Consider the following 24,853-nt stretch of genomic DNA (forward strand, 5'->3'; position numbering starts at 1 on the left):
TTTTAATAGATAAGTATGTATTTACCTTTGGGTATTAGAAACTCTAATACGAGTTTATTTTGTAGTTAAACGAACATCTTTTAAGTTCTTTAGTTTTATAATAGGAGCTTTCTAAAATTTGTGTTTCTCTATTGGGGACAAAAAAAGAGAGGCTGTTTCATGCGAAACAGCCTCTCTTTTTAATATATGTTTTGAGCTATTATTTTAGCTTTTTAGCAACTTCAACTTCCTCGAATGCTTCTACCATATCACCAACTTTAATGTCGTTGTATTTATCGATATTCAATCCACACTCGTAACCTTTAGCTACCTCTTTAACATCATCCTTGAATCGTTTCAATGAACCAAGAGCTCCGGAGTAAATAACAATACCATCGCGAATTAATCGGATTTTAGAGTTACGCTTAATCTTACCTTCACGAACGATACAACCAGCAATAGTTCCAACTTTAGTGATGTTGAACGTTTCAGTAACTTCTACAGTTGCGGTGATTTCTTCCTTAATTTCAGGAGAAAGCATACCTTCCATAGCTGATTTCAGTTCTTCAATCGCATCGTAGATAATTGAGTACAATCTGATATCAATTTCCTCTTTCTCAGCAATTCTTCTGGCTCCAATTGAAGGTCTAACCTGGAAACCAACAATAATCGCATTCGATGCTGTAGCAAGCATTACATCTGATTCAGAGATCTGTCCAACAGCTTTATGAATAACATTTACCTGAATTTCTTCAGTAGATAGCTTGATTAATGAGTCAGAAAGTGCCTCGATAGATCCATCCACATCACCTTTTACAATTACGTTCAGTTCCTGGAAGTTTCCAATAGCGATACGACGACCGATTTCATCAAGAGTAATATGTTTCTGAGTTCTAAGTCCCTGCTCACGCTGTAATTGCTCACGTTTGTTTGCAATACTACGAGCTTCTTTTTCACTCTCCATTACGTTGAAGTTATCACCCGCTTGTGGAGCACCGTTCAATCCAAGAATCAAAGCTGGTTCAGAAGGTCCTACTGATGTAATCTTATTACCACGTTCGTTAAACATCGCTTTAACGTGACCTGTGTAACTTCCGGCTAGAAGAATATCACCAATTTTCAAAGTTCCGGCTTGAACCAATAAAGTTGTAACGTAACCTCTACCTTTATCCAGTGATGATTCAATTACTGAACCAATGGCACGTTTATTTGGATTTGCTTTTAATTCAAGCATTTCAGCTTCAAGCAATACTTTTTCAAGTAATTCTTCGATATTAATACCGTTTTTCGCCGAAATTTCCTGACACTGATATTTACCACCCCAGTCTTCAACCAGGTAGTTCATATTAGCAAGCTCACTTTTAATTCTTTCAGGATCTGCACCTGCTTTATCGATCTTATTAATCGCAAATACAATAGGTACTCCGGCTGCGCTAGCGTGATTGATTGCCTCAATGGTTTGTGGCATTACGTTATCATCAGCCGCAACAATAATAATTGCAATATCGGTTACCTGAGCACCACGAGCACGCATCGCTGTAAAGGCTTCGTGACCTGGTGTATCAAGGAAAGATACACGTCTTCCATCGTCAAGTTTTACATTGTAAGCACCAATATGCTGTGTAATACCCCCTGCTTCACCATCAATTACGTTTGCATGACGAACGTAGTCAAGTAATGAAGTTTTACCGTGGTCAACGTGACCCATTACGGTAACGATAGGAGCTCTAGGAATCAAATCTTCTTCCTTATCAACTTCTTCTTCAATAGATTCTTGGATTTCAACACTTACAAATTCAGCGTCATAACCAAATTCGTCAGCAACAATCGAAATTGTCTCAGCATCCAATCGTTGATTGATTGATACAAAAAGACCAAGTCCCATACAAGTTGCAATAATTTGTGTTGGAGAAACCTCCATCATCGAAGCAAGTTCACTTACTGTTACGAATTCAGTAAGCTTAATTGTATTCTTTTCGGCCTCTTTTCTTTCAGCCATTTCCTGCTGCTTCATGCTGGCCATGTCGCGTTTCTCACGACGGTGTTTAGCTCCTTTTGATTTTCCACCCTTAGATGTCAATCGAGCTAAAGTATCTTTAATTTGCTTCTGAACATCTTCTTCGCTAACCTCTTTTTTAACAGGCGCTTTTTTCTTCAGCTTATTAAATTTAGAATCTTTTGCAGGTCTTCTGTCAGTACCAGTAGTCGCTGTAACACCTGCTTTTGCTGCTCCTGCACCAGTACCTTTAGGTCTGTTTGTACCTTTTTGAGCAGCTACATTTACTTTTTCGCCATCCTTCTTAATACGCTTACGTTTTTTGCGTTGATTTTTGGCTTTATCCTTATCTGCCTGAGATGTTTTCTTTTCAACCGGAAGTTCAATTTTACCGATAACGGTTGGACCAGTTAATTTTTGAGTTGAAAATTTGAAGATTTCTTCTTCTTTCTTTTCAGGCTTAGCAGCTGGTGTTGGTTCTGGTGTTGCAACAGGTTTGCTTTCAATAACTTTTTTAGGTGTAGGAGGAGTAACTGTTTTTTGTTTCTCTTTTCGTTCTACATCCTTTTCTGCTTTTGTTTTCTTAGCAGGACGGGTTCTTTGATTCATTGCATTCAAATCAATTTTCCCGATGACTTTAAATTCGTCTTTTTTGTCAGAAGGTTTTACTTCTGTTTTTGCTTCCTCTTTTTTAGCCGATACCATTTTAACAGATTGTTCTTCGGGACTAGCTTCCGAAGGTTGTTTAGTTTTTTCTTTAGATTCAGCCTTAGGTGTAGCAATTTTTTCTTCAGATACCGGAGTCTCTTCTATCTTCACAGGTTTCTCCTCAACTTTTGATTCCTTGACCTTTGCTTCTTCTTTTTTTATTGGTTTTGATACAGTATCTAAATCGATTTTCCCAACAACTTTTACAGTAGCTTTAGGTTCCTCTATTTTAGCTGTTTTTTCAGTTTTCTCGTGCACCTCAGGTTCAGAACCTTCTAAAAATACAGGGTCCTTTTTCTCACGTGTGCTCTTCAGATTTACTTTCTCGGATTCCTTTTTCAGATTAATATCTGAACTGTATTCTTTTGCAAGAATATCATAAGCCTCTCCGGACACTTTGTTATTAGGATTTGAATCAATTTCAATACCTTTTTTATTTAAGAATTCCACTATAGTCGTAATCCCTACATTGAATTCTCGTGCTAGTTTACTAAGTCTTATATTTTTATTGACTTTTGTCATATTCTGAAGTTAACTGTTAAAATGTCTGTATCTTAAACTAAAAATGTTGAGGATAAAGAATGTTTATTCAAATTCTGAATTTAAGATATTTAAAACTTCTTCAATAGTCTCAATTTCAAGATCTGTTCTTTTTTCTAGTTCCTCTGCTGAAAGTTCCAACACAGAACGGGCAGTGTCGCAACCAATTTTCTTAAATTCTTCGATGATCCAAGCATCGATTTCGTCATTAAACTCTGATAAGTTTACATCCTCCTCGCCTTCAACTTCTGCTTCTACTTTTTCACGATATACGTCAATTTCGTAGCCTGTCAGTTGACCTGCAAGTTTAATATTTAAACCACCTTTACCAATAGCCAATGATACTTCTTCTGGATTCAAGTATACTTCAGCTTTATGTGTTTCTTCGTCGAACTTAACTGAATTAACTTTCGCTGGATTCAGTGCACGGGAAATAAACAATGAGGTGTTGGTTGTATAATTAATTACATCAATATTTTCGTTTCTTAACTCACGAACAATACCGTGAATTCTGGATCCTTTCATACCCACACAAGCTCCTACCGGGTCGATACGCTCATCGTATGATTCAACAGCAACTTTTGCTCTTTCGCCAGGAACACGAACAATATTTTTGATTGTGATTAAACCATCAAATATCTCAGGTACTTCAAGTTCGAATAAACGCTCAAGGAATACAGGAGAAGTTCTGGATATAATAATCAAAGGACTGTTGTTTTTCACTTCAACGCGAACTACAACGGCTCTTAGTGTTTCACCTTTACGGAAATAATCTGAAGGAATTTGTTCCGTTTTTGGCATAATCAACTCGTTACCTTCATCATCGATAACAAGAATTTCTTTTTTCCAAATTTGGTAAACCTCACCTGTGATAATCTCACCAATTCTATCTTTATAGATATTGAAGATATTATCTTTTTCAAGCTCCATAATACGAGCTGATAAGTTCTGGCGAAGTGTCAGAATGGAACGACGTCCAAAATCCAGAAACTTAACTTCATCAGTTACCTCTTCACCCAGTTCATAATCTTCATCAATTTTTTTCGCCTCAGATAATGAAATTTGAAGATTTGCATCTTCAACATCTCCATCTGCAACGACTTCACGATTTCTCCAAATCTCCAAATCACCCTTGTCCGGGTTAATGATGATGTCAAAGTTTTCATCCGTACCGTAATTCTTCAATAATAAGTTTCGGAATACATCTTCCAAAACACTCATCATAGTAGCACGATCGATGTTTTTTAACTCTTTAAATTCTGAAAAAGTTTCAATAAGATTCATATGACTCAGCGATTCACTTGTTAAAAAGTAATTATATCTTTTGTTGATTTTATCTGTTCGAAGTTGAGTTTTAAAGTCTTGGTGATTAGTTGCTTCTTTTTCTTCCCTTCGACCTTTACCAATTCCTCAATCTCTACTTCAATTTCATTTTCTCCAACGACTAATAATTTGCCGTTGAATTTGTTGCCATCCGTTGTAAGGACCTCAACCTCTTTTCCTATGTTTTTATGATATTGTTGTATCACCTGAAAAGTTTGTCCAATACCAGCTGAAGAAACTTGTAATTCAAAATCTTCTATCTCTCTGTCTAATTGACCTTCAATTGCTCGGCTCAATTCGATACACGTACTGATAGGAACACCAGCAAGGCTGTCAATCATCACAGAAATGGTATTGTTTGAGGAGACCTTAGTTTCGACCAAATAAAGATCGGTATTTTCGATCTCTTTTTCAATAATTCCTTGTATTGTTTTTTTGTCAATCATAAAGGAGTTGCTTTCAATAAAATAGGGGACTTTCTTGTCCCCTAAAGCACATGTAAATTGTTACTTTTCGCTGCGAAATTAGATATATTTGTTTTAATATGCAAATTGCTCGTGTCTAAATTATTGTTTTCTAATTGTTAATGAGATTTTTTTCTATTAGATTAATGTGATTTGCTGTTAAATGTGAGGGCTTGTATCTCTTTTTGTTACATTTGCTAATAAGCGATTCAAACTTGTAGGAAACGCTTTTTTGTGGCTTGAAAATGATAGGGCAGGATTTTTGATTGGGAATTCGTTTTCCCATAATTCCCGAAGATAACTTAAACTTTATGATGATGAAGAAAAAAGTACTGAGCGATCCCGTTCATGGGTTTATCCATATTCCTTCAGGTGTTCCTTATGATTTGGTTGAACATCCTTTTTTTCAGCGTCTTCGAAGAATCAAACAGCTGGGGATGACTTATTTGGTTTTCCCTGGGGCTATCCATAATCGTTTTCAGCATGTATTAGGAGCCGCATATCTCACTCAGATGGCTATAGAATCTTTACGGGCAAAGAATGTTGAAATTAGCGAAGAGGAAGAGATTGCAGTAACTGCAGCAATACTTTTGCATGATATTGGACATGGGCCTTTTTCTCACGCATTGGAGTATAGTATTGTTGATGGTATCAAGCACGAGAAATTATCAGAGTTGTTTATGGATCGGTTGAATACTCATTTTGAAGGAGGTTTGGGTATGGCGATTCAAATTTTCAAACATGAATATCATAAGCCATTTTTAAATCAGCTTGTATCCAGTCAGTTGGATATGGATCGCTTGGATTATTTGCGACGAGATAGTTTTTTTACAGGAGTGAGCGAAGGTGCTATTGGCTCCACCCGAATTATTAAAATGCTTGAGGTTGTTAAAGGAAACTTGGCTGTTGAAGACAAAGGGATTTATTCCATAGAAAAGTTTTTGATTGCCCGTCGATTGATGTATTGGCAAGTATACCTTCATAAAACAAGTTTGGCTGCCGAAGAAATGTTGGTTCGAATATTAAAAAGAGCCAAGTATCTAGCTGGTAAAGGGGAGGATTTGTTTGCCACTCCGGCACTTCATTACTTTTTGTACAACAAAGTTGGAATTAGGCAATTCAAGAGTAAGGAAAAGGTTTTAGGCAATAAGGACGCGCTGGAGGTTTTTGCTGATTTGGATGATAATGACATTATGGTTTCGATTAAAGTTTGGGCTGAACATTCGGATAAGGTTCTGTCATATTTGTGCAGATGTATGAAGAATAGGAAGCTTTTTAAAATTGAAATTGGGAAAAAACCATTTTCAAAGGAATATGTTGCTGAAATTAGAAAAAATGTAAAAAATCGCCTGGATTGCTCGAATCATGCTTTAAATTATTTGGTTATAAAAGGGTCCATTACAAATAATGCGTATAATCGTGAAGATGATAGAATTAACATTCTTTTTAAGGACGGGAGCCTTCAGGATATTGGGAAAGCGTCTGATATGTTAAATATTTCAGTTCTCTCCAAAACTGTTAAAAAATATTATTTATGCTACCCCAAGTTTTAATTGTCTCTATATGCCTTATTAGGAGAGTTTAAGGTGACTGTTGTAGACTTGGTTTATTCAGGTGCTAATAGGTTTTTCATGGGTTTGGTAAGGTTTGAATTCGTTATATATAGAGATGAATGTTCACGCTTTATAGACTAAATTTTTATTGCCTTAAAATATTTATTAGATTTGCGTAAATTTTGCCCAGTGAAACCAAGTTGTAGAACTGTCTATAATTCAGGCTTATGTTTCTGATTATTCAGGAAATTTAAACCTGTTATTTAGTGATAATTAAGTTCAGAAACTTCAGTAGTTTTCGTTGCAAATATTCTGAGTTAGTTTGTTTGCGGGGCATTTAGAAAGCAGAAAGATGAATTTTACAGCAAATGATATTGCAGAGTTTCTGAATGGCGAAGTCGATGGTGACGGTTCAGTTTCAGTAAACAATGTGTCAAGAATTGAAGAAGGAAGAGAAGGAACCTTATCATTTTTATCGAATCCTAAGTATATCCATTATATTTATGAGACTAAATCGTCAATAGTTTTAGTTAATAAAGATTTTGTAGCAGATAAGGAAATAGCGGCAACGCTAATTCGTGTTGAGGATGCCTACCAGGCTTTAGCACAATTGCTGGAGATGTACGAGCAAAGTAAGCCTCAACGTGTGGGTATTGAACAGCCTTCATTTGTGAGTAAAACGGCTCAGGTTGGCGAACAAGTTTATATTGGAGCTTTTGCTTACGTTGGAAGTAATGTTAAGATTGGTAAAAATGTAAAGCTTTATCCTCATGTTTATGTGGGTGATAATGTTGTTATTGGCGACAATACTGTTTTGAACTCCGGCGTCAAGGTATACGAGAATTGTATAATTGGAAAGGAATGTATTTTTCATTCAGGCGTTGTAATTGGGGGCGATGGTTTTGGATTTGCTCCTTCGTCGGCTAATGATTATAAAAAAGTTCCTCAGATTGGGAACGTTGTGATTGAAGATCATGTTGAGATTGGCGCAAACACTTGTGTTGACAGGGCTACAATGGGATCTACAATTATTCGTAAGGGTGTGAAGTTGGATAATCTGATTCAAGTTGCTCATAATGTTGAAATTGATGAGCATACTGTGATTGCTGCCCAAACGGGGATTGCCGGATCAAGCAAAGTGGGTAAGAATTGTATGATTGGCGGACAGGTTGGTTTATCAGGACATTTATCAATTGCTAATGAAGTGAAAATTGCCGCTCAATCTGGAATAGGAAGAAATATCAAGCAAGAAGGTGTCGTTCTTCAAGGATCACCTGCTTTTGAATTTGGACCTTACCAGAAATCATATGTGTTATTCAAGAATCTTCCGAAGATGCGTGAGCAAATTATTGCATTGGAGAAGGAATTGAAAGAGTTGAAAAAATAAGAGATTCAAGAGATGACGGGATGAAGTTCATGATTCCCATCAAACTTAGATAAGAACTAGAGGATTGAATAGAAGAATGGCTGATAAACAAAGAACTTTAGCAAAAGAATTTTCTTTAACCGGGAAAGGATTACATACAGGAATTGAAGTATCAATTAAATTTTTACCTGCTGCCGAAAATCACGGCTACCAGTTCAGAAGAGTTGACCTTGAAGGGCAACCAATAATTAAGGCGAGTGCCGAGTATGTTGGGGATACCTCAAGAGGGACTGTTTTGCAAAAAGGAGAATGTAAAGTACAGACAGTAGAGCATGCGCTTTCGGCTTTATATGGTTGTGGTATCGACAACTGTATGATTGAGTTGAGTTCTTCTGAGCCACCAATTTTGGATGGAAGTTCGAAATTCTACGTCGAGGGAATAGAGGAAGTTGGGATCGTAGAGCAAAATGCCAATCGTGAGTATTTTGTAGTGAAGGAAAAAATTGTTTACAAAGACGAAGCTAAAGGGACTGAATTAATCATTCTGCCGGATGATGAATTTAGTGTAAACGCGATGATTTCTTTTGACTCAAAAGTTTTGAGAAATCAGTTTGCAAGCATGAATAGCTTGAGCGAATATAAGAACGAAATTTCGATGTGTCGTACTTTTGTTTTTGTTCGCGAATTAGAATTTCTTTTGAATAATAACCTTGTTAAAGGGGGCGATTTGGATAATGCCATTGTTATTATGGACCAACCGATGGAACAATCCGAGTTGGATCGTATTGCTGCCTTATTTGATCACGAAAGTGTAGAGGTGAAAGAAGGTGTTCTTAGTAATTTAGATTTGTATTTTGATAACGAATGTGCGCGTCATAAGTTGCTTGATGTAATTGGTGATTTAGCACTTTGTGGTAAGTTTATAAAGGGTAGAGTGATTGCAACTTGCCCAGGTCACGGTCCTAATACCGAGATGGCAAAATTATTAATCAATAGAATTAAAAAAGAGATGGGAAAAGATTCAGTTCCGGCTTACGATCCTAATAAAGAGCCTGTTTTAGACATTAATGGGGTAATGAAATTGTTACCGCATCGTCCTCCGTTTTTGTTGGTTGACAAAATTATCGATATTCAGGACGACAGTATTATTGGGGTTAAGAATGTTACAATGAATGAACCATTTTTCGTTGGTCACTTTCCAGGAGAGCCTGTAATGCCAGGTGTTTTAATGGTAGAAGCAATGGCTCAATGTGGTGGTATTTTGGTTTTAAGTCAGGTAGATGACCCGGAAAACTATGGGACTTACTTCTTGACTCAAAACAATATCAAATTCAGAAAGAAAGTTGTGCCGGGTGATACCTTAATTTTTAAATTAGAATTCTTGTCGCCAATTCGTCGTGGAATTGCTAATATGAGAGGCTTGGCTTATGTGGGTGATACCATTGTAGCTGAAGGTGAATTTATGGCTCAGATTGCGAAAAAGCAATAATTTTTTTGCTGGGTATTTTACTAGAATAGAAATTTTCAACTATCGGAAAGAAGAATAAGGCCTTCGGTTTTACTCTTTCGAAGTGTAAATAAAAAATATAAAATGAAGCAACCCTTAGCTTATGTACATCCGGAGGCAAAAATTGCCGACAATGTGGTTATCGAACCTTTCGTTACCATTGACAAGGATGTTGTGATTGAAGAAGGAACACGTATTGGTTCAAATGCAACCATTCTTGAAGGCACGCGTATTGGGAAAAATTGTAATGTTTTTCCGGGTGCCGTAATTGGTGCTGTACCTCAGGATTTAAAATTTCGTGGTGAAAAAACTACTGTTGAAATTGGAAATAATACAACCATTCGTGAATGTGTAACCATTAATCGTGGTACAGCTGCAAAAGGCAAAACCATTGTGGGTGATAATTGTTTGTTGATGGCCTATTCACATATTGCTCACGATTGTGTATTGGGGAATAATATTATTGTAGGTAATGCATCTCAAATTGCAGGGGAAGTTGTGATTGATGATTTTGCCATCTTGAGTGGATTGGTAGCTGTTCATCAGTTTGTACATATTGGTTCTCATGTGATGATTTCCGGTGGGTCTCTTGTTCGTAAGGATGTGCCTCCATTTGTGAAAGCTGCTCGTGAACCTCTTTCTTATGTTGGTGTTAACTCTATTGGTTTGCGTCGTCGTGAATATTCTAATGAGAAAATTCGTGAGATTCAGGATGTGTACCGTTACCTTTACCAAAAAGGGATGAACAATTTTGCAGCCATTGAAGCCATTGAAGCTGAAATGCCTGCCTCACCAGATCGTGATGAAATTATTCTTTTCGTGAAGAATTCAAAACGAGGTATTATGCGTGGGTATTTCCCGGAGTAAAAACGTGTTGATATTATATAGAAAAAGCGCTTGTTTCTTAATTGAAACGAGCGCTTTTTTTTATTGTTTTTTTTAAACTGACGGGTTAAATAATGATTTGTAGAATAAGGTTTATAAGTAAATTCTTTCATTCACTCATCCCCACATTATCACATCACCGCATCAACTCATCATCAAATCTATTCTGTGAAATTAGTCCAGCCTTGTGCTTGTAGCGCAATTTCGGTATTGTCGCGGGCGACCATATATTTCCCTTTGCTTGCGTCGCAGATATGACCAATCACTTTAACGTCAGGTATTTTTTCGATCTTTTCAAATTTATCAAGAGGGACCGTAAAAAGAAGTTCGTAATCCTCTCCGCCATTAAGCGCAAAAATCGAATAGTTCATATTCAATTCTTCAGCCATTTTATGGGTTTCGTAATCGATAGGAATTTTCTCTTCGTAAATTTGGCAGCCAACATTCGATTCTTCACAAATATGGAAGAGTTCAGATGATAAACCATCAGAGATATCAATCATCGATGTCGGAACGATTTTGGCATCCTGTAAGCTCTCGAAGATATCTTTTCTAGCCTCAGGTTTCAACTGACGTTCCAGAATGTAATCATGTCCTGTTAAGTCAGGCTGAATTTCAGGATTGTTCTCAAAAATACGTTTCTCTCTGTCTAAAAGTTGTAGTCCGGCATAAGCAGCTCCAAGATCACCTGTTACGCAAATTAAGTCGTTTACTTGTGCCCCGCTACGGTAAGTAATCTTATCTTCATCAGCTTCACCAATGGCGGTCACCGAAATACAAAGTCCGGTTAATGATGATGTGGTATCGCCACCCACCAAATCGACATTGTACTTCTCACAAGCCATATTAATCCCTTCGTAAATTTCATCAATGGCTTCCAGCGTGAATCGTTTTGAAATTGCTATAGAAACAGTCACCTGCTTAGGTTCTGCATTCATGGCGTAAACATCCGAAACATTTACTACAATTGCTTTATAACCCAAATGGCGAAGAGGTGTATACATTAAATCGAAATGAATGCCCTCAACCAAAAGATCAGTTGTTACAACCGTTTTTTTACCTGACTGATTTAAAACGGCCGCATCGTCACCTATTCCCTTTAGAGTGGATGCCTGCGTTAGTTTTACATTTTTGCTTAGGTGTTTGATCAAACCAAACTCACCCAATGTCGATATATCGGTTCCTTGTGTATTGTTTTCCTGCATAATAAGCTACGTTCTAAATTTAGAATTTGCTTGCAAAGGTAGAGAAAAATTTAAGAATAGGGATTTGTTTATATTCTTGCTATATATTATTGGCGCTTATTGAAATCAAACTCTCACATGGCATAAATTTGGTTTCCCTATCTCAATTTCATAATCGGAGGGTGAAGGGCATAACCATTGATAGATGCAATTATTGCACGGTTCCATATCCCTTATTTTAAACCAAGAAGTTCCTGCGTACATTTCTTTTGTGAGTATTTCTTTTAAGGAATTTTGCAAGTTGCCTAGGGGAGGAATATGCTTGTTTGAGTATATATTACCATCAGATTGAATAATGATTTTTCCAAAGTTATTTGTATTCATTGCCTGATGAGCAAAAACTTCCCGTTTGTCTAAATTCGGATTTGCAAGATCCTCCTTGTTTAGGAAAATGTTTTCTTCAAAAAAAGCTAAGTTTACTCCATTGTATTCAGGTACTATTTCCGTGTTATCTAACTGTTCCTTTTCAATAAATGAAACACAGTTATAGTATTCTGACTCAGAATGAATATTAAATTGCCAACTGATTTTGGATTCAATATGTTTTGTGTTTTTTAGAGCTTTATACATAACTTCTTCGTTACGTGATGCATTGTGGATTATTTTTATTCTCAAGTCATCAGGGATGTTAAATTTATCAGATATATTTTTTAAAAGTGAGGAATCTATTTGCAGAATTATTGAAGAGTTATGATCCTTTAGATTATTGATTAAAGTGTTTATGCCATTAAAAGATGATGCTGAATTTAAAATTATATTGAAACAGATATGTTGATTTGGCGGTATAGGTTTTAAGAATTTAGATAAGTTCTCTATATGCTTTTTTAGGTTAATGTTATTTTGATGGTTAAAATAAATATCAACATGGTTTAGGTATGTTATGACTTTCTCTCCAATGGATCGAGAAGTGTCCTGCTTGAGTTTATCTCTGTCACATTGTAGGTTAAGCAGTGGTGGGAATTGAATTGGTCTTTGTTGATTGTTTGTTATTTCAGACAAAGTACCTGAATTGCTTTTGATAATCCGATCGATAAATTCCTTTACGTTAGATACTGATAATTCTGTTTGATCTATTTGTATGCAATACAAATTTGAGAGACTACTCAATTTTTCAATGATTGAATGCAGTTCTGGTGAATAGTTAAATTCAATGGATATTTTAGTTGCAGAGTTGTATAATAGAATGTTTGATCTGTTTTTCCATACAAAAGTATCAGGATTTAAATTGAACCAGTATTTTTTCATGTTTGCTTTATTAATTAACTAGAACCTTTGTCATAATTTTCTCATACAAATCTGGATTTTCTCTGAGATAGTCAATGATTAAAGAAGTATTTGATTCGAACTGCTTTTTATTAGTGAAATGTTTACATCGCAATTCAGAATCTATTGTGTCGAAGGTAAATATGCATTGTTTGCAGGTGTCAAGATTATAACATGTTGAGCATTGTGATGTTAATGTTCTGAAGTAACTGTTATATGTTTCTGCTATTTTATCGAGATCGAGTTTAATTCCTTGCTTAGATATATTTCCAACGGCATGTTGATGACCTATTCGTTCACATACAAGTATTTTTCCAGTGACGGTGACAAACATTTTTTTATTGAATGGAAGACAGGTTCCGGTTGGAATCCTATCTGTATTTTTTATTGGAGTTGTCGGAATCAATAATTCATTATATGAGAAAAAAACGTTGCCGCTGTGTTTGTGTAGATAAGTTGCAAGGGCATCTGTCTTTGGATTATCTACAAACCAATCTTTTTCAATTATTTTATGATTTTGTGCTTTTAATAAGCTATCTCTTTTTGAATTATACATCTGGTCAAATTCTTTGTGCTTAGTTTCTGGAATTCCCGATGTATTCAATTCACCAACTCTGGTTACTTTATTGAATTCTTTTTTGAAAAATGAATGAATTTCAGCTACACTGTTTTTATTATGAAGTACAGAGTTGAAATTTATTCTATCATTAAAATAATCAGGATAGTGTTCTTGTATTTTTTTAGCATTTGAATAAACTTTATCGAAAGAATTCATCCCTGAATGGTTTACCCTGTATGAATTATTGGCTTTTGTTCCATCCAGACTGATGAGAAGTCTAAAATCCTTTTCTGTTAGGTAATCGATATGCTTATCTAATAAAAGGCCATTGGTTGTCATTGAAAACACAAATTTATTGTGAATGTTGGTGAGAGATTCAATATGTTTAACAATGTTTTTAATGAAGTTCATATTTAACAAAGGTTCTCCACCATAAAAGCTTATATATATATGTCCTCCATATGACTTGTTATTTTTAGATCTCCATAATTCAGCTAAATAATCAATTAATTTAATAGCAGACTCCTGATCAAGATCCCGATCTTCCCTTTTGTCGTAATCATTATATAATTCACCATATCCGCAATATCTACATTTTAGATTACACGAATCTGTTACTTCAAAAGTTAATTGGTTTAGATTAGCTAGTTCCGACTTAATATTTTCGCCTGTTAATTGATAGAATTTTTCCTTACACATAAATAGTTGGTGTTAGACCTTAGGACATTTTCTATGTCCTAAGGTTATGGTGAGCATAATCTTAACGAAGACCACCGTCGGCATTTGCACATGCGTTATCGTTGCTTGATGATCCACCGTTGTCTGCATAACGACAACCGCATCCACAAAGTGGACCTACTATAACAACTGCTTTAAGACCACCTTTCGTATCTGTTAATTGTTTGTTATTTAATTTCTCTTTAGCAAGCTTGTTTAATTTCAAATTTTTCATCTTGTCAAAATTTAAGTGTTAATAATAAAATTTACTTTAATTTTGCCCTTATCTCCTCGAACGAGATTTTAGGCGTTTGAGTTTAAATGCGCAATTGTTTAACTCGGATACTAAATTATGTAAGCTCGCTGATATATATTGTCAGTGAGCTTATTTTTATTAAGTCTAATAGGATTGTGTGAAAAGTTAGATCGTGATGCGTTAGTGTGGTATTTGTATTAGGTTTTATTATATGTTAATTCACATAAGGGATGTTGTAGGTAGATTTTTATTAGGTGAATGATATGGCTTTAATCATTCGTCGATATAATATGATCTTATGGTTCTACAATATCTGAATTCTAAACCATCTGTCCTTAAGCTCTCTAAGAGTCTGTATAGTACTCTTTCTTGAATATTGAATTTAGTTGCAAGTTCTTTAGGTGTTCCTGTTGCTCTTTTTTTTGCAAGCTCAATAAACTGCCTGCGTTTTTCTAAAAAATCAATCTGTTTCATTTCGTTTTAATTTGGGTAGTTGAAAATTGCCATTAGAATTATATCAAAATAGTTATGTGTTTTATATGGCTCATCTCATGTATTTAGTTAATTAGTGGGTTTGTTCCTTTATTCTGTTTTTTCTTAAAAAGTAACCCAGCGGTATTAACTTTTTTACTGACAAATGTTAATTAGAGTCTATTGGTGAGATAAAGGACCTTTTATATGCAGGTTTCAGTAGGTGTTTGGATGTATAAGAAAAATTGTAGAACACTTTTATTGCTTTTGATGGATTTCACTGTTCAAATATATTTATGAATTTCAGCGTCTGGATGTATCTATTTTGCTGCTTTTAGCAATCTATTTTCAATCTCATGTCAAGAAAAAGACTTTCTGGTGTTTTATTGAGTATCTTTACAGACAGATATATAAATACTTTCTTTATATTTGCAGCAAATTTCAAACGGTTTCAGTCGGGCTAAGTGGTTCGGAGAAACAGATTTTCGAAAGTAATCCTTTAGGCTTCGACAAACTGAGGCTGTATTTTATGACATATGATGGTCAAGCTTTCGAATATGGATACTTACAACTTGATACTTTTTTTAAGATATGGCTAAAGAAGAACAAGATAAAATATTGAATGAAGTCACCCAAAGTGATTATAAATATGGCTTTTCGAGTAACATCGAAACAGATTCTATAGCAAAGGGGTTGAGTGAAGATGTGATTCGGTTGATTTCGTCTAAGAAAAACGAGCCGGAGTTCATGTTGGAATTCCGATTGAAGGCTTACCGTCATTGGTTAACGATGAAAATGCCGGAATGGGCACATCTGGAAATTCCTCCAATTGACTATCAGGATATCATTTACTATGCAGCTCCTAAGCAAAAAGCAAAGCTGGAGAGTATGGATGATGTGGACCCCGAAATTCGTGCAACTTTCGATAAGCTGGGCATTCCTTTGGATGAACAGAAAATTTTATCGAATGTAGCTGTTGATGTGGTAATGGACTCTTCATCGGTAAAAACAACATTTAAAGAGGCTTTAGCTGAGAAAGGTATTATTTTCTGTTCCTTTAGCGAGGCCGTTCAGGACCATCCTGATTTAATTCAGGAATATATGGGAACAGTGGTTCCTTATCGCGATAACTTTTTTGCGGCACTGAATTCAGCCGTTTTCTCTGATGGATCTTTCGTTTACATTCCTAAGGGTGTTCGTTGCCCAATGGAACTATCCACTTACTTCCGTATTAATGCTGAGAATACAGGTCAGTTTGAGCGTACCTTAATCGTTTGTGAAGACGATTCTTTCGTGAGTTATCTTGAAGGTTGTACGGCACCAATGCGTGATGAGAACCAGCTGCACGCTGCAATTGTTGAGATTATTGTGAAGGAAAATGCAGAGGTGAAATATTCAACCGTTCAAAACTGGTATCCTGGTAACAAGGAAGGTCTTGGTGGGATTTACAACTTTGTAACCAAACGAGGTATTTGCGAGGGAGCCAATTCAAAATTGATGTGGGCTCAGGTTGAGACCGGATCTGCAGTGACCTGGAAATACCCATCCACCATTTTAAAGGGCGATGGCTCGTCAAGTGAGTTCTACTCAGTGGCTGTAACCAATAATCATCAGCAAGCCGATACCGGAACAAAGATGATTCATATCGGTAATAACACAAAATCGACAATCATTTCGAAAGGTATTTCGGCAGGAAAATCGAACAACTCTTACCGTGGATTGGTAAAAGTGGTGAAGAGCTGCGAAGGTGCTCGAAATTTCTCACAATGTGATTCGCTTCTATTGGGTGATAAATGTGGTGCCCACACTTATCCTTATTTGGAAGTTTATAATAAATCGGCTAAGGTCGAACACGAGGCAACCACCTCGAAAATTGGTGAAGATCAGATCTTTTATTGTAACCAGCGAGGTATCTCAACTGAAGATGCTATTGGCTTAATTGTTAATGGTTACGCTAAAGAGGTGATTAATAAAATGCCTATGGAGTTTGCTGTTGAAGCACAAAAACTATTGGCAATTAGCCTCGAAGGCTCTGTCGGATAATCGACAACAGATAATTGAAACTGATAATCGGAAAAAAGACAACAATGTTAAGTATAAAGAATCTACACGCATCAATCAACGGGAAAGAAATCCTAAAAGGGATTAATCTTGAAATAAAGCCAGGAGAAGTTCATGCTATCATGGGCCCTAATGGCGCAGGTAAAAGTACATTAGCTTCGGTATTGGCAGGACGCGAATTGTTCGACGTTACTGAAGGTGAAGTTGTTTTTGGAGGGAAAGATCTTTTGGATCTGTCTCCGGAAGATCGTGCTAAAGAAGGGATCTTCTTAGGCTTTCAGTATCCAATTGAAATTCCTGGTGTATCAACCGTTAATTTCATGAAGACTGCTGTAAACGAACATCGTAAATATAAAGGTTTGGAGCCTTTGAAAGCGGCAGACTTTTTAAAGTTGATGCGCGATAAAAAAGCGTTGGTTGAGATTGACTCAAAGCTAACCAATCGTTCAGTGAACGAAGGTTTCTCTGGTGGAGAGAAAAAGAAGAATGAAATTTTTCAAATGGCCATGCTTGAGCCTAAGTTAGCCGTATTGGATGAAACTGATTCTGGTTTGGATATTGATGCGCTTCGTATTGTTGCCAATGGTGTGAACAAACTGAAGACTGCTGAAAATTCAACGATTGTAATTACTCACTATCAGCGTTTGCTTGATTATATTGTACCTGACGTGGTTCACGTATTATTCGATGGGCGTATCGTAAAAACAGCCGGCAAAGAGTTAGCGCTTGAGTTGGAAGAAAAAGGATACGACTGGATTAAGGAAGAATTAGTGAAATAGTTAGATTGTTAAATGGCTTAATTGTTAAAATTAACCGTCCGACAATGTAGCAATCTATCAATCTATCAATTTGAAATAATCATGTCAATAGATACTATAAATAATGATTTTGCAGATTTGTTTGAGCAGGGGAAAGCGCTTCTCGACGACAAGTCATCAAAGTTCATGAATACAAAAAGAGAGGAAGCTTTTGAGCAATTTAAAAAGCTTGGCGTTCCAACTCTTGCAAATGAAAATTACAAGTACACGAATCTGGTTCCTGCATTTGATCATCCCTATACTGTGGATCTTCAGTATAGAACAGTGATGGGTGATTTAAATGAATTGTTCTACTGCGATGTGCCTGAGTTGGATACCAACTTGGTATTGCTTTCGAATGGCTGGTATTACAATCAGAATAGAAAACTTGAAATTCCTAAAGGTGTTATTGTTTGCAGTCTGCAGGAAGCAGCCGAAAAGCATAGCGAAATTTTTGAGAAGCATTATGGGAAATATGCCAAGCCAAACGAAGAAGGTTTGGTTGCACTAAACACAGCATTGGCTAAGGATGGCGTCTTTATTTACGTTCCTAAAAATGTAGTGGTTGAGAAACCCATTCAGGTGATCAATCTTTTGCGTTCCGATCGCGATTTAATGGCAACTCAGCGTAACCTGATTGTGATTGAAGAAAATGCTCAGGCAAAACTAATTTTCTGCGATCATACCTTAACACATAACAAATACCTATCGAATACAGTTAGCGAAATTAATGTCGCTAAAAATGCCGTTTTCGATTTATATACCCTTCAAAATCAACATTTGAATGCAACGGTTCTTAATTCGGTATTTATCCGTCAGGAAGCGAATTCAAATGTATTGAGTAATACACTATCCTTATATGGTGGCATGATTCGCAATAACCATTATACTTTATTCGATGGCGAATATTGCGAGAATCACACCTATGGCATGTATTTGATGGACCGTCAGCAGCATGTTGACAACTTTACTTTTGCTGATCATGCTAAGCCAAATTGTGTGAGCAATGAGCACTTTAAAGGGGTGATGGATGATGAAGCTACGGCTGCTTTTACAGGCAAGATTCATGTTCGTCGTGATGCGCAAAAGACTGAGGCTTATCAGAGTAACAACAACTTGTTATTATCCGATACAGCGGTTATCAACTCCAAGCCTCAATTGATTATCGATGCTGATGACGTGAAATGTAGTCATGGTGCAACTGTTGGTCAGATGGATGATGATGCATTGTTTTACCTTCGTGCTCGTGGTATTCATGAGGAAGAAGCGCGTATGATGCTGATGTTTGCTTTTGCTCACGAGATTATTGAAAAGATTAGAGTTGAGGCTCTTAAAGATCGTATCGACGAATTGGTTGAAAAACGATTGAGAGGTGAAATTTCTAAATGTAATACTTGCGCCATAGCTTGTAACCGATAGTAATGTGACAATTAGTGATTAATAATTATCAATCACTAATCATTAATTTTAAAAAATGAGTTTAGATCCACATAAATACCGTCAGGATTTCCCAATTTTATCTGAGAAGGTGTATGGTAAATCACTGGTGTATTTCGATAATGCAGCAACAACACAAACTCCAACTCAGGTAACTGATGTTTTGGTTGAATATTACAACAAGTACAACTCTAATATTCACAGAGGGGTTCATTATTTGAGTAATAAATCGACTGAAGGAGCTGAAAATGCTCGTCTTAAGGTTCAGAAATTTATTAATGCAGCGCATTCGCACGAAGTGATTTTTACTGCCGGGACGACTGAAAGTATAAACTTGGTTGCAAACTCATTTGGCGAATGTTACGTTTCTGAAGGAGATGAGGTGATTGTTTCTGAAATGGAGCATCATTCGAATATTGTTCCCTGGCAAATGCTTTGTCAGCGAAAGAAAGCGACTTTAAAGGTTTTGCCTTTCAACGATAAGGGTGAATTGATGACTGAGAAGTTGGAGGATTTGATTACAGATCGAACAAAAATTTTGGCAGTCAATCATATTTCCAATTCTTTGGGAACGATCAATCCAATAAAAGAGATTATTGATTTTGCTCACTCGAAAAATGTACCTGTCCTTATCGATGCTGCTCAATCGGTTCAGCATAAAAAAATAGATGTCCAGGCTTTAGATGCCGATTTTCTGGTTTTTTCAGGACATAAACTTTACGGCCCGACTGGGGTTGGCGTTTTGTATGGTAAGGAAAAATACCTGAATGAGATGCCGCCTTGGCAAGGTGGGGGTGAGATGATTAAAGAGGTGACGTTTGAGAAAACCACCTATAATGAATTGCCCTTTAAATTCGAAGCGGGAACTCCAAATTATATTGATACAATTGGACTGGGAGCTGCAATTGATTACGTTGAGGCTATTGGTCTTGACGAGATTGATGCTTACGAACAAGAGTTGTTGGCCTACGCTACGGCAAAATTCGAATCGATTCCAAATCTGAGAATTTACGGAACTGCAAAAAATAAGACCTCAGTGATTTCCTTTCTGGTTGAAGGTATTCACTTTTATGATATGGGTATGTTGCTCGATCAGATGGGGATTGCGGTGAGAACCGGAACCCATTGTACAGAGCCGGTTATGCAGCATTTTGGCATTGATGGAACTGTGCGAGCATCTTTTGCTTTTTATAATACGAAAGAGGAAATTGATGCACTTTTCGCAGGAATAGAAAAGGTTTGTAAAATGTTTGCCGTCTAAAATAGTTGGTAAGATCCATTGAGTAGGTTCGTAGAGCTTTTTCAATGAATGAAAATGTTATACCTTTGCAATTGGATTTCAATTTCAGATTGAAAATGAAAGGATAAATGCGGGTTGCGATTGGCCGGCTATTAATGACTGATTACTATTACAAGATGACCATAAACGAAATACAAGAAGGAATTATTGAGGAATTCGCTGGTTTTGAAGACTGGATGGATAAATATGCTTATTTAATTGAGTTGGGGAATGATCTTGAAGGGATGGATGAACAATACCAAACAGATCAAAACCTGATTAAAGGTTGTCAATCAAAGGTGTGGTTCAATGCCAAGCTTGAAGATGGTGTTGTGAAACTCGAAGCCAATAGCGATGCAATTATTGTAAAAGGAATTGCAGCCCTGTTAATTCGTGTTTTCAATAATCAGACTCCCGAAGCGATTATGAATGCTGACCTGAAATTTATCGATGAGATTGGTTTGAAACAGCATTTATCACCAACACGATCAAATGGATTGGTGTCTATGGTGAAGCAAATCAAAATGTATGGTTTGGCTTTTAACCACAAAGTGAACAATTAATAACTTTAGAAAGAAAATTTCGATTTTCAATTCATAAATCTCAACACGATGAGTAAAAAACAAACAGAAGAAATTATCATTGAGATCTTAAAGACTATTTATGATCCTGAAATCCCTGTGAATATTTACGATTTGGGATTGATATATGAAATAGACCTTTACGAAGAGGATGAGGTGAAAGTTTTAATGACCTTAACCGCTCCCAATTGTCCAATGGCTGATCAAATTCTTGAGGAAGTGAACGATAAGATTAAGGCCCTTCCTCAAATCAGCGATGTAACAGTTGTGTTAACATTCGATCCACCTTGGGACAAAGATATGATGACTGAAGAAGCAAAACTCGAATTGGGTTTTCTATAAGATATTAAGGGCTGTTTTTCGGCCCTTTTTTTATGTCCTTTTTTTAAGATGAAGGATTCACCTTTCCCAGACTTTCTTACTTTTATATTATGAATCTAACTTTAGCAGCAAAATCTCAACTTATAAAAGATAAAGCCTTGGAGCTTGGTTTTGATCTTTGCGGAATTGCTGAAGCGAATTTTTTATCAGAAGAAAAAGAGCGCTTCACCGATTGGCTGGATAAGGATTATCATGGCGAGATGGGGTATATGGCTAATAATGTTGAGAAGCGTCTCGATCCGAGGCTTTTGGTGGAAAATACCAAATCGGTTGTCGTTGTGGCACTCAATTATTATCCTGAAAGCAAGCAGGAAGATGCTGAAGCACCCGTTTTGGCAAAGTATGCCTACGGAAAAGATTATCATTTTGTGATAAAGGAAAAGTTGAATGCTTTATTGGCATATATTAACGAAGAGATAGGAGAAACCCAGGGGCGGGCTTTTGTCGATTCGGCTCCCATTTTGGAACATGCTTGGGCACGAAAAGCCGGATTGGGTTGGATTGGGAAAAATTCACTTCTTTTAAATCGAAAGCTGGGCTCTTTTATGTTTTTGGGAGAATTGCTTATCGATATGCCTTTAGAATATAATACTGAAATTTATCCTGATTTTTGTGGTGGTTGTAATCGTTGTATTCGTTCTTGTCCAACCGATGCTATTGTTGCGCCTAAAGTGGTTAATGGGAGTAAATGTATTTCCTATTTTACTATCGAACTAAAAGATGATATTACGGAGGAGATGAAAGGCAAATTTCAAAACAGAGTCTTTGGTTGTGATATCTGTCAGGATGTTTGTCCCTGGAACCGCATGGTGAAACCGCATTCGGTTGAAGATTTTAAGCCCAATCCTAAAATTTTATCTTTATCCAAAGATGAATGGTTTGCCATGAATGCTCACGAATTTGGAGACTTATTCAAGAATTCTGCTGTTAAAAGAACGAAATTTAAAGGATTGAAACGCAATTTAGATTTTCTAACTGAATAATATTTCTCAACTATGACTCATCAAACATCATTAATTAAGACACCCGATGACATTAATTTGTTTTCACAAGTTTGGAAACCTTCCGAACAACCCGATTGTGTGATTTGTTTGGTACATGGTATTGGGGAGCATAGTTCACGATATGAGGCTTGGGCCAAACGATTTACAGAAAAGAATATTGCCGTTTTTGCTTTTGACCAACGCGGACACGGACAGTCTGAGGGGAAAAGAGGTGTGATTCCTTCATATCAATCGCTACTTGATGATATCGATTGGGTTTTGAAAGAGTGTAGAAAGGAATATCCCAATGTTCCGAGAATATTATATGGGCACAGTATGGGAGGCGGTGAGGTTTTGACTCATCTCCTTACCGGGAAAGGCGATTATGATGCTGTGATTGCGACTTCACCCTGGCTGATCGCAAAGCAGTCTCCACCTAAATTGGTTATCCCTTTGATTAGTCTGCTTGAAAAGCTTGTTCCCAATTTTACTTTGAGGACGAAATTGAATGCCGAATTGTTATCTCATGATAAAAATGTGGTTGAGGCATACAAAAATGATAGCTTGGTTCATCCATGGGTCTCTTTTCGTCTGTTTTATCAGGCTTATATTGCAGGATATAAACTGTTGAATAATTCAAAGACTTTAAATAAATCACTTTTACTTCTTCATGGGAGTGATGACGAAATTACATCTGCGGAGGCAAGTGCGAAATTTTCGATGAGTGCAGGTGAGTTGTGCCAGTTTCATTTGTTTGAAAATGCATTTCATGAACTTCACAATGATTTTTGTAAAGACGAGGCCTTTGATTTAATTTTGAAATGGATTCGAACATACATAAAGAATACCTAGCTTCGTATTCGTAACTATTATACACTTTCTCGCTATGAATGATGATTTGTTTAGAACGAAAATAGAAATTCCTAAATCGCAATTCGATTTTTCATATAAGCACAAGGCTCTTATGATGGGATCTTGTTTTGTTGAGAATATTGGAGCTAAACTTAAATCTGTTAAATATCAGGTTGATGTTAATCCGTTTGGAGTGATTTATAATCCGGTTAGCGTTTGTAGTAGTTTGAAATTATTGATGGAAGAACATCAGTTTGTTGAAGATGACTTGAACTTTCACAATAATCTTTGGTTCAGTTTTTATCACCATAGTAAATTTTCCAGTACCGATTTAGATAGTTGCCTTTTAAATATTAATGAAGGTATAAGGAAGAGTTCGCAGAATCTAAAGGATGCCGATTTTTTATTTATAACTTTTGGTACGGCTTGGGTGTATGAGTTATTGAGTTCAGGTAAAATTGTTTCAAATTGTCATAAGCTTCCGGCTAAGGATTTTAATCGCTACCGATTAAATGTAGATGAAATAGTATCTATATATAAGGACCTATTGGTTGAACTATTAGTTTTTAATCCGAAAATTAGAATTGTATTTACCGTAAGTCCAATTCGGCATTGGAAAGATGGTGCTAATGGAAATCAATTAAGCAAGGCGACACTATTATTAGCAGTTGAGCAATTAACGGAGTTGTTTGAGCAAGTTTCTTATTTTCCTTCCTATGAAATTGTAATGGACGAGCTCCGCGATTACAGGTTTTATTCAGAAGATATGCTACATATTAGCGAGTCCGCCATTAAGTATATATGGCAACGCTTTTCTGACACATACTTTTCTGAAGAGTCTAAACAGATTCAAAAGCAAGTGGGAAAATTTATTTTGGCTGCCAATCATCGCCCTTTTAATGTGGGCTCTGACTCCCACCAAGCCTTTATTAAGTCAAGCCTAACAAAGATTCATGAGTTTTTAAGAGTACATCCCTTTGTGAAGATGTCTGATGAAATTGATAATTTAGAAAGAAATCTGCTTTAAGGCTATGGATTTTCTCTGATTAATGTTGTAAATTGCTAGTCTGACTCATTTTTTTTAGGATGAGTGCTCTTGATTACTAGCCTGTTAAAAATTAAATGCAGGAAAGTTGATCTTCGCGTTTGGTTTTATGAATTAATAATCTCTATATTTGCACTCGCTTTAAGAGAGGGGCGCAGGTCATTGAAACGTTTGTAGAGCTTGTAAACATTGGGTTGTCCCGATAAAACAAGTTGAAAAATAAACGAAAAAAGATTTGCAGAATTAGAATTAAGTTTCTTATATTTGCAGCCGCTTTCATAGCGAAAGAGTTCTTAAAAAATTTGGCAGGGTAACGATGAAAATCTGAGGTAAAAACGGAAATAAATTTTCTAAAAAAAAACTTCAATTTTTATTTGGTTTTAAAAAACTAAATTTGTTATCTTTGCACCCGCTTTGATGCTGTAATCAGCATCAAAACAGAGAAGAAATTTTGAACGCAAGTTCTTTGAAAATATTGGAAGTAGAATAAAGTTAGGTAAATACAAGAATAATAACCTTGTCAATTAGATTTACGAAATAACTTAGATATTATCCACGAGCAGATTAACTATAAGTTTTTTATACAACGAAGAGTTTGATCCTGGC

At 36.2% G+C, this 24,853-nt stretch carries 21 protein-coding genes; 13 read left to right on the forward strand and 8 right to left on the reverse strand.

Going from position 1 to position 24,853, the window contains the following annotated elements; translation table 11 throughout:
- Positions 1–199: 199 nt before the first annotated feature.
- The 3 genes from infB to rimP form a co-directional block, all read right to left on the reverse strand.
- Positions 200–3,205 (reverse strand): translation initiation factor IF-2, encoded by a 3,006-nt coding sequence (gene infB / locus EO244_RS11265; RefSeq protein WP_129254774.1) that lies wholly within the window; start codon positions 3,203–3,205, stop codon positions 200–202.
- Between the two features lie 63 nt (positions 3,206–3,268).
- Entirely contained in the window at positions 3,269–4,507 is a 1,239-nt protein-coding gene (gene nusA, locus EO244_RS11270; protein WP_206734545.1) for a transcription termination factor NusA, read from the reverse strand.
- 20 nt (positions 4,508–4,527) lie between these two features.
- On the reverse strand, positions 4,528–4,992 hold the full coding sequence (gene rimP / locus EO244_RS11275) for a ribosome assembly cofactor RimP (protein ID WP_129254776.1): 465 nt from the start codon (positions 4,990–4,992) through the stop codon (positions 4,528–4,530).
- A 335-nt stretch (positions 4,993–5,327) separates the two neighbouring features.
- On the opposite strand from rimP, the gene EO244_RS11280 reads away from it, so the two are divergent.
- The 4 genes from EO244_RS11280 to lpxA all read left to right on the forward strand — a co-directional run bounded on the left by EO244_RS11280 (position 5,328) and on the right by lpxA (position 10,303).
- Complete coding sequence (locus tag EO244_RS11280; RefSeq protein WP_241687975.1) at positions 5,328–6,563, forward strand: HD domain-containing protein; 1,236 nt, start codon at positions 5,328–5,330, stop codon at positions 6,561–6,563.
- A 352-nt stretch (positions 6,564–6,915) separates the two neighbouring features.
- Positions 6,916–7,950, forward strand: coding sequence for a UDP-3-O-(3-hydroxymyristoyl)glucosamine N-acyltransferase (lpxD, locus tag EO244_RS11285; protein WP_129254778.1), 1,035 nt, complete (start codon positions 6,916–6,918; stop codon positions 7,948–7,950).
- Positions 7,951–8,026: 76 nt separating this feature from the next.
- Complete coding sequence (locus EO244_RS11290) at positions 8,027–9,418, forward strand: bifunctional UDP-3-O-[3-hydroxymyristoyl] N-acetylglucosamine deacetylase/3-hydroxyacyl-ACP dehydratase (RefSeq protein ID WP_129254779.1); 1,392 nt, start codon at positions 8,027–8,029, stop codon at positions 9,416–9,418.
- A gap of 102 nt (positions 9,419–9,520) precedes the next feature.
- Positions 9,521–10,303: an acyl-ACP--UDP-N-acetylglucosamine O-acyltransferase gene (gene lpxA / locus EO244_RS11295; protein WP_129254780.1), complete on the forward strand. Its 783-nt coding sequence runs from the start codon at positions 9,521–9,523 to the stop codon at positions 10,301–10,303.
- A 179-nt stretch (positions 10,304–10,482) separates the two neighbouring features.
- Here the strand turns inward: lpxA and thiL are convergent, their stop codons facing one another.
- From thiL to EO244_RS11320, 5 genes are all read right to left on the reverse strand, one after another.
- Positions 10,483–11,526 carry a thiamine-phosphate kinase gene (thiL, locus tag EO244_RS11300; RefSeq protein WP_129254781.1) on the reverse strand — a complete coding sequence of 348 codons (1,044 nt, stop codon included), beginning with the start codon at positions 11,524–11,526 and terminating at the stop codon, positions 10,483–10,485.
- Positions 11,527–11,631: 105 nt separating this feature from the next.
- Positions 11,632–12,810, reverse strand: a complete 1,179-nt coding sequence (locus tag EO244_RS11305) for a TIGR04150 pseudo-rSAM protein (RefSeq protein ID WP_129254782.1) — start codon at positions 12,808–12,810, stop codon at positions 11,632–11,634.
- A 10-nt stretch (positions 12,811–12,820) separates the two neighbouring features.
- Positions 12,821–14,086, reverse strand: a complete 1,266-nt coding sequence (locus EO244_RS11310) for a radical SAM peptide maturase (RefSeq protein ID WP_129254783.1) — start codon at positions 14,084–14,086, stop codon at positions 12,821–12,823.
- 61 nt (positions 14,087–14,147) lie between these two features.
- Positions 14,148–14,339, reverse strand: a complete 192-nt coding sequence (locus EO244_RS11315; protein WP_129254784.1) for a TIGR04149 family rSAM-modified RiPP — start codon at positions 14,337–14,339, stop codon at positions 14,148–14,150.
- A gap of 294 nt (positions 14,340–14,633) precedes the next feature.
- Positions 14,634–14,834, reverse strand: coding sequence for a hypothetical protein (locus EO244_RS11320; protein ID WP_129254785.1), 201 nt, complete (start codon positions 14,832–14,834; stop codon positions 14,634–14,636).
- A 588-nt stretch (positions 14,835–15,422) separates the two neighbouring features.
- Between EO244_RS11320 and sufB the strand changes: the two genes are divergently transcribed.
- From sufB to EO244_RS11365, 9 genes are all read left to right on the forward strand, one after another.
- A complete protein-coding gene (gene sufB, locus EO244_RS11325; RefSeq protein WP_129254786.1) occupies positions 15,423–16,874 on the forward strand; it encodes a Fe-S cluster assembly protein SufB in 1,452 nt (483 codons plus the stop codon).
- Positions 16,875–16,918: 44 nt separating this feature from the next.
- Entirely contained in the window at positions 16,919–17,671 is a 753-nt protein-coding gene (gene sufC / locus EO244_RS11330; protein ID WP_129254787.1) for a Fe-S cluster assembly ATPase SufC, read from the forward strand.
- 81 nt (positions 17,672–17,752) lie between these two features.
- Positions 17,753–19,108, forward strand: coding sequence for a Fe-S cluster assembly protein SufD (gene sufD, locus EO244_RS11335; RefSeq protein ID WP_129254788.1), 1,356 nt, complete (start codon positions 17,753–17,755; stop codon positions 19,106–19,108).
- Between the two features lie 55 nt (positions 19,109–19,163).
- Positions 19,164–20,387, forward strand: coding sequence for an aminotransferase class V-fold PLP-dependent enzyme (locus EO244_RS11340; protein WP_129254789.1), 1,224 nt, complete (start codon positions 19,164–19,166; stop codon positions 20,385–20,387).
- A gap of 107 nt (positions 20,388–20,494) precedes the next feature.
- Positions 20,495–20,968, forward strand: a complete 474-nt coding sequence (locus EO244_RS11345; protein WP_241687976.1) for a SufE family protein — start codon at positions 20,495–20,497, stop codon at positions 20,966–20,968.
- A gap of 48 nt (positions 20,969–21,016) precedes the next feature.
- On the forward strand, positions 21,017–21,328 hold the full coding sequence (locus EO244_RS11350; RefSeq protein ID WP_129254790.1) for an iron-sulfur cluster assembly protein: 312 nt from the start codon (positions 21,017–21,019) through the stop codon (positions 21,326–21,328).
- A gap of 89 nt (positions 21,329–21,417) precedes the next feature.
- Positions 21,418–22,350, forward strand: coding sequence for a tRNA epoxyqueuosine(34) reductase QueG (queG, locus tag EO244_RS11355; RefSeq protein ID WP_129254791.1), 933 nt, complete (start codon positions 21,418–21,420; stop codon positions 22,348–22,350).
- 12 nt (positions 22,351–22,362) lie between these two features.
- Positions 22,363–23,202: an alpha/beta hydrolase gene (locus EO244_RS11360; protein WP_129254792.1), complete on the forward strand. Its 840-nt coding sequence runs from the start codon at positions 22,363–22,365 to the stop codon at positions 23,200–23,202.
- Between the two features lie 34 nt (positions 23,203–23,236).
- Entirely contained in the window at positions 23,237–24,229 is a 993-nt protein-coding gene (locus tag EO244_RS11365; RefSeq protein ID WP_129254793.1) for a GSCFA domain-containing protein, read from the forward strand.
- Positions 24,230–24,853: the final 624 nt, after the last annotated feature.

The organism is Ancylomarina salipaludis, assembly GCF_004122035.1.
GTDB lineage: Bacteria > Bacteroidota > Bacteroidia > Bacteroidales > Marinifilaceae > Ancylomarina > Ancylomarina salipaludis.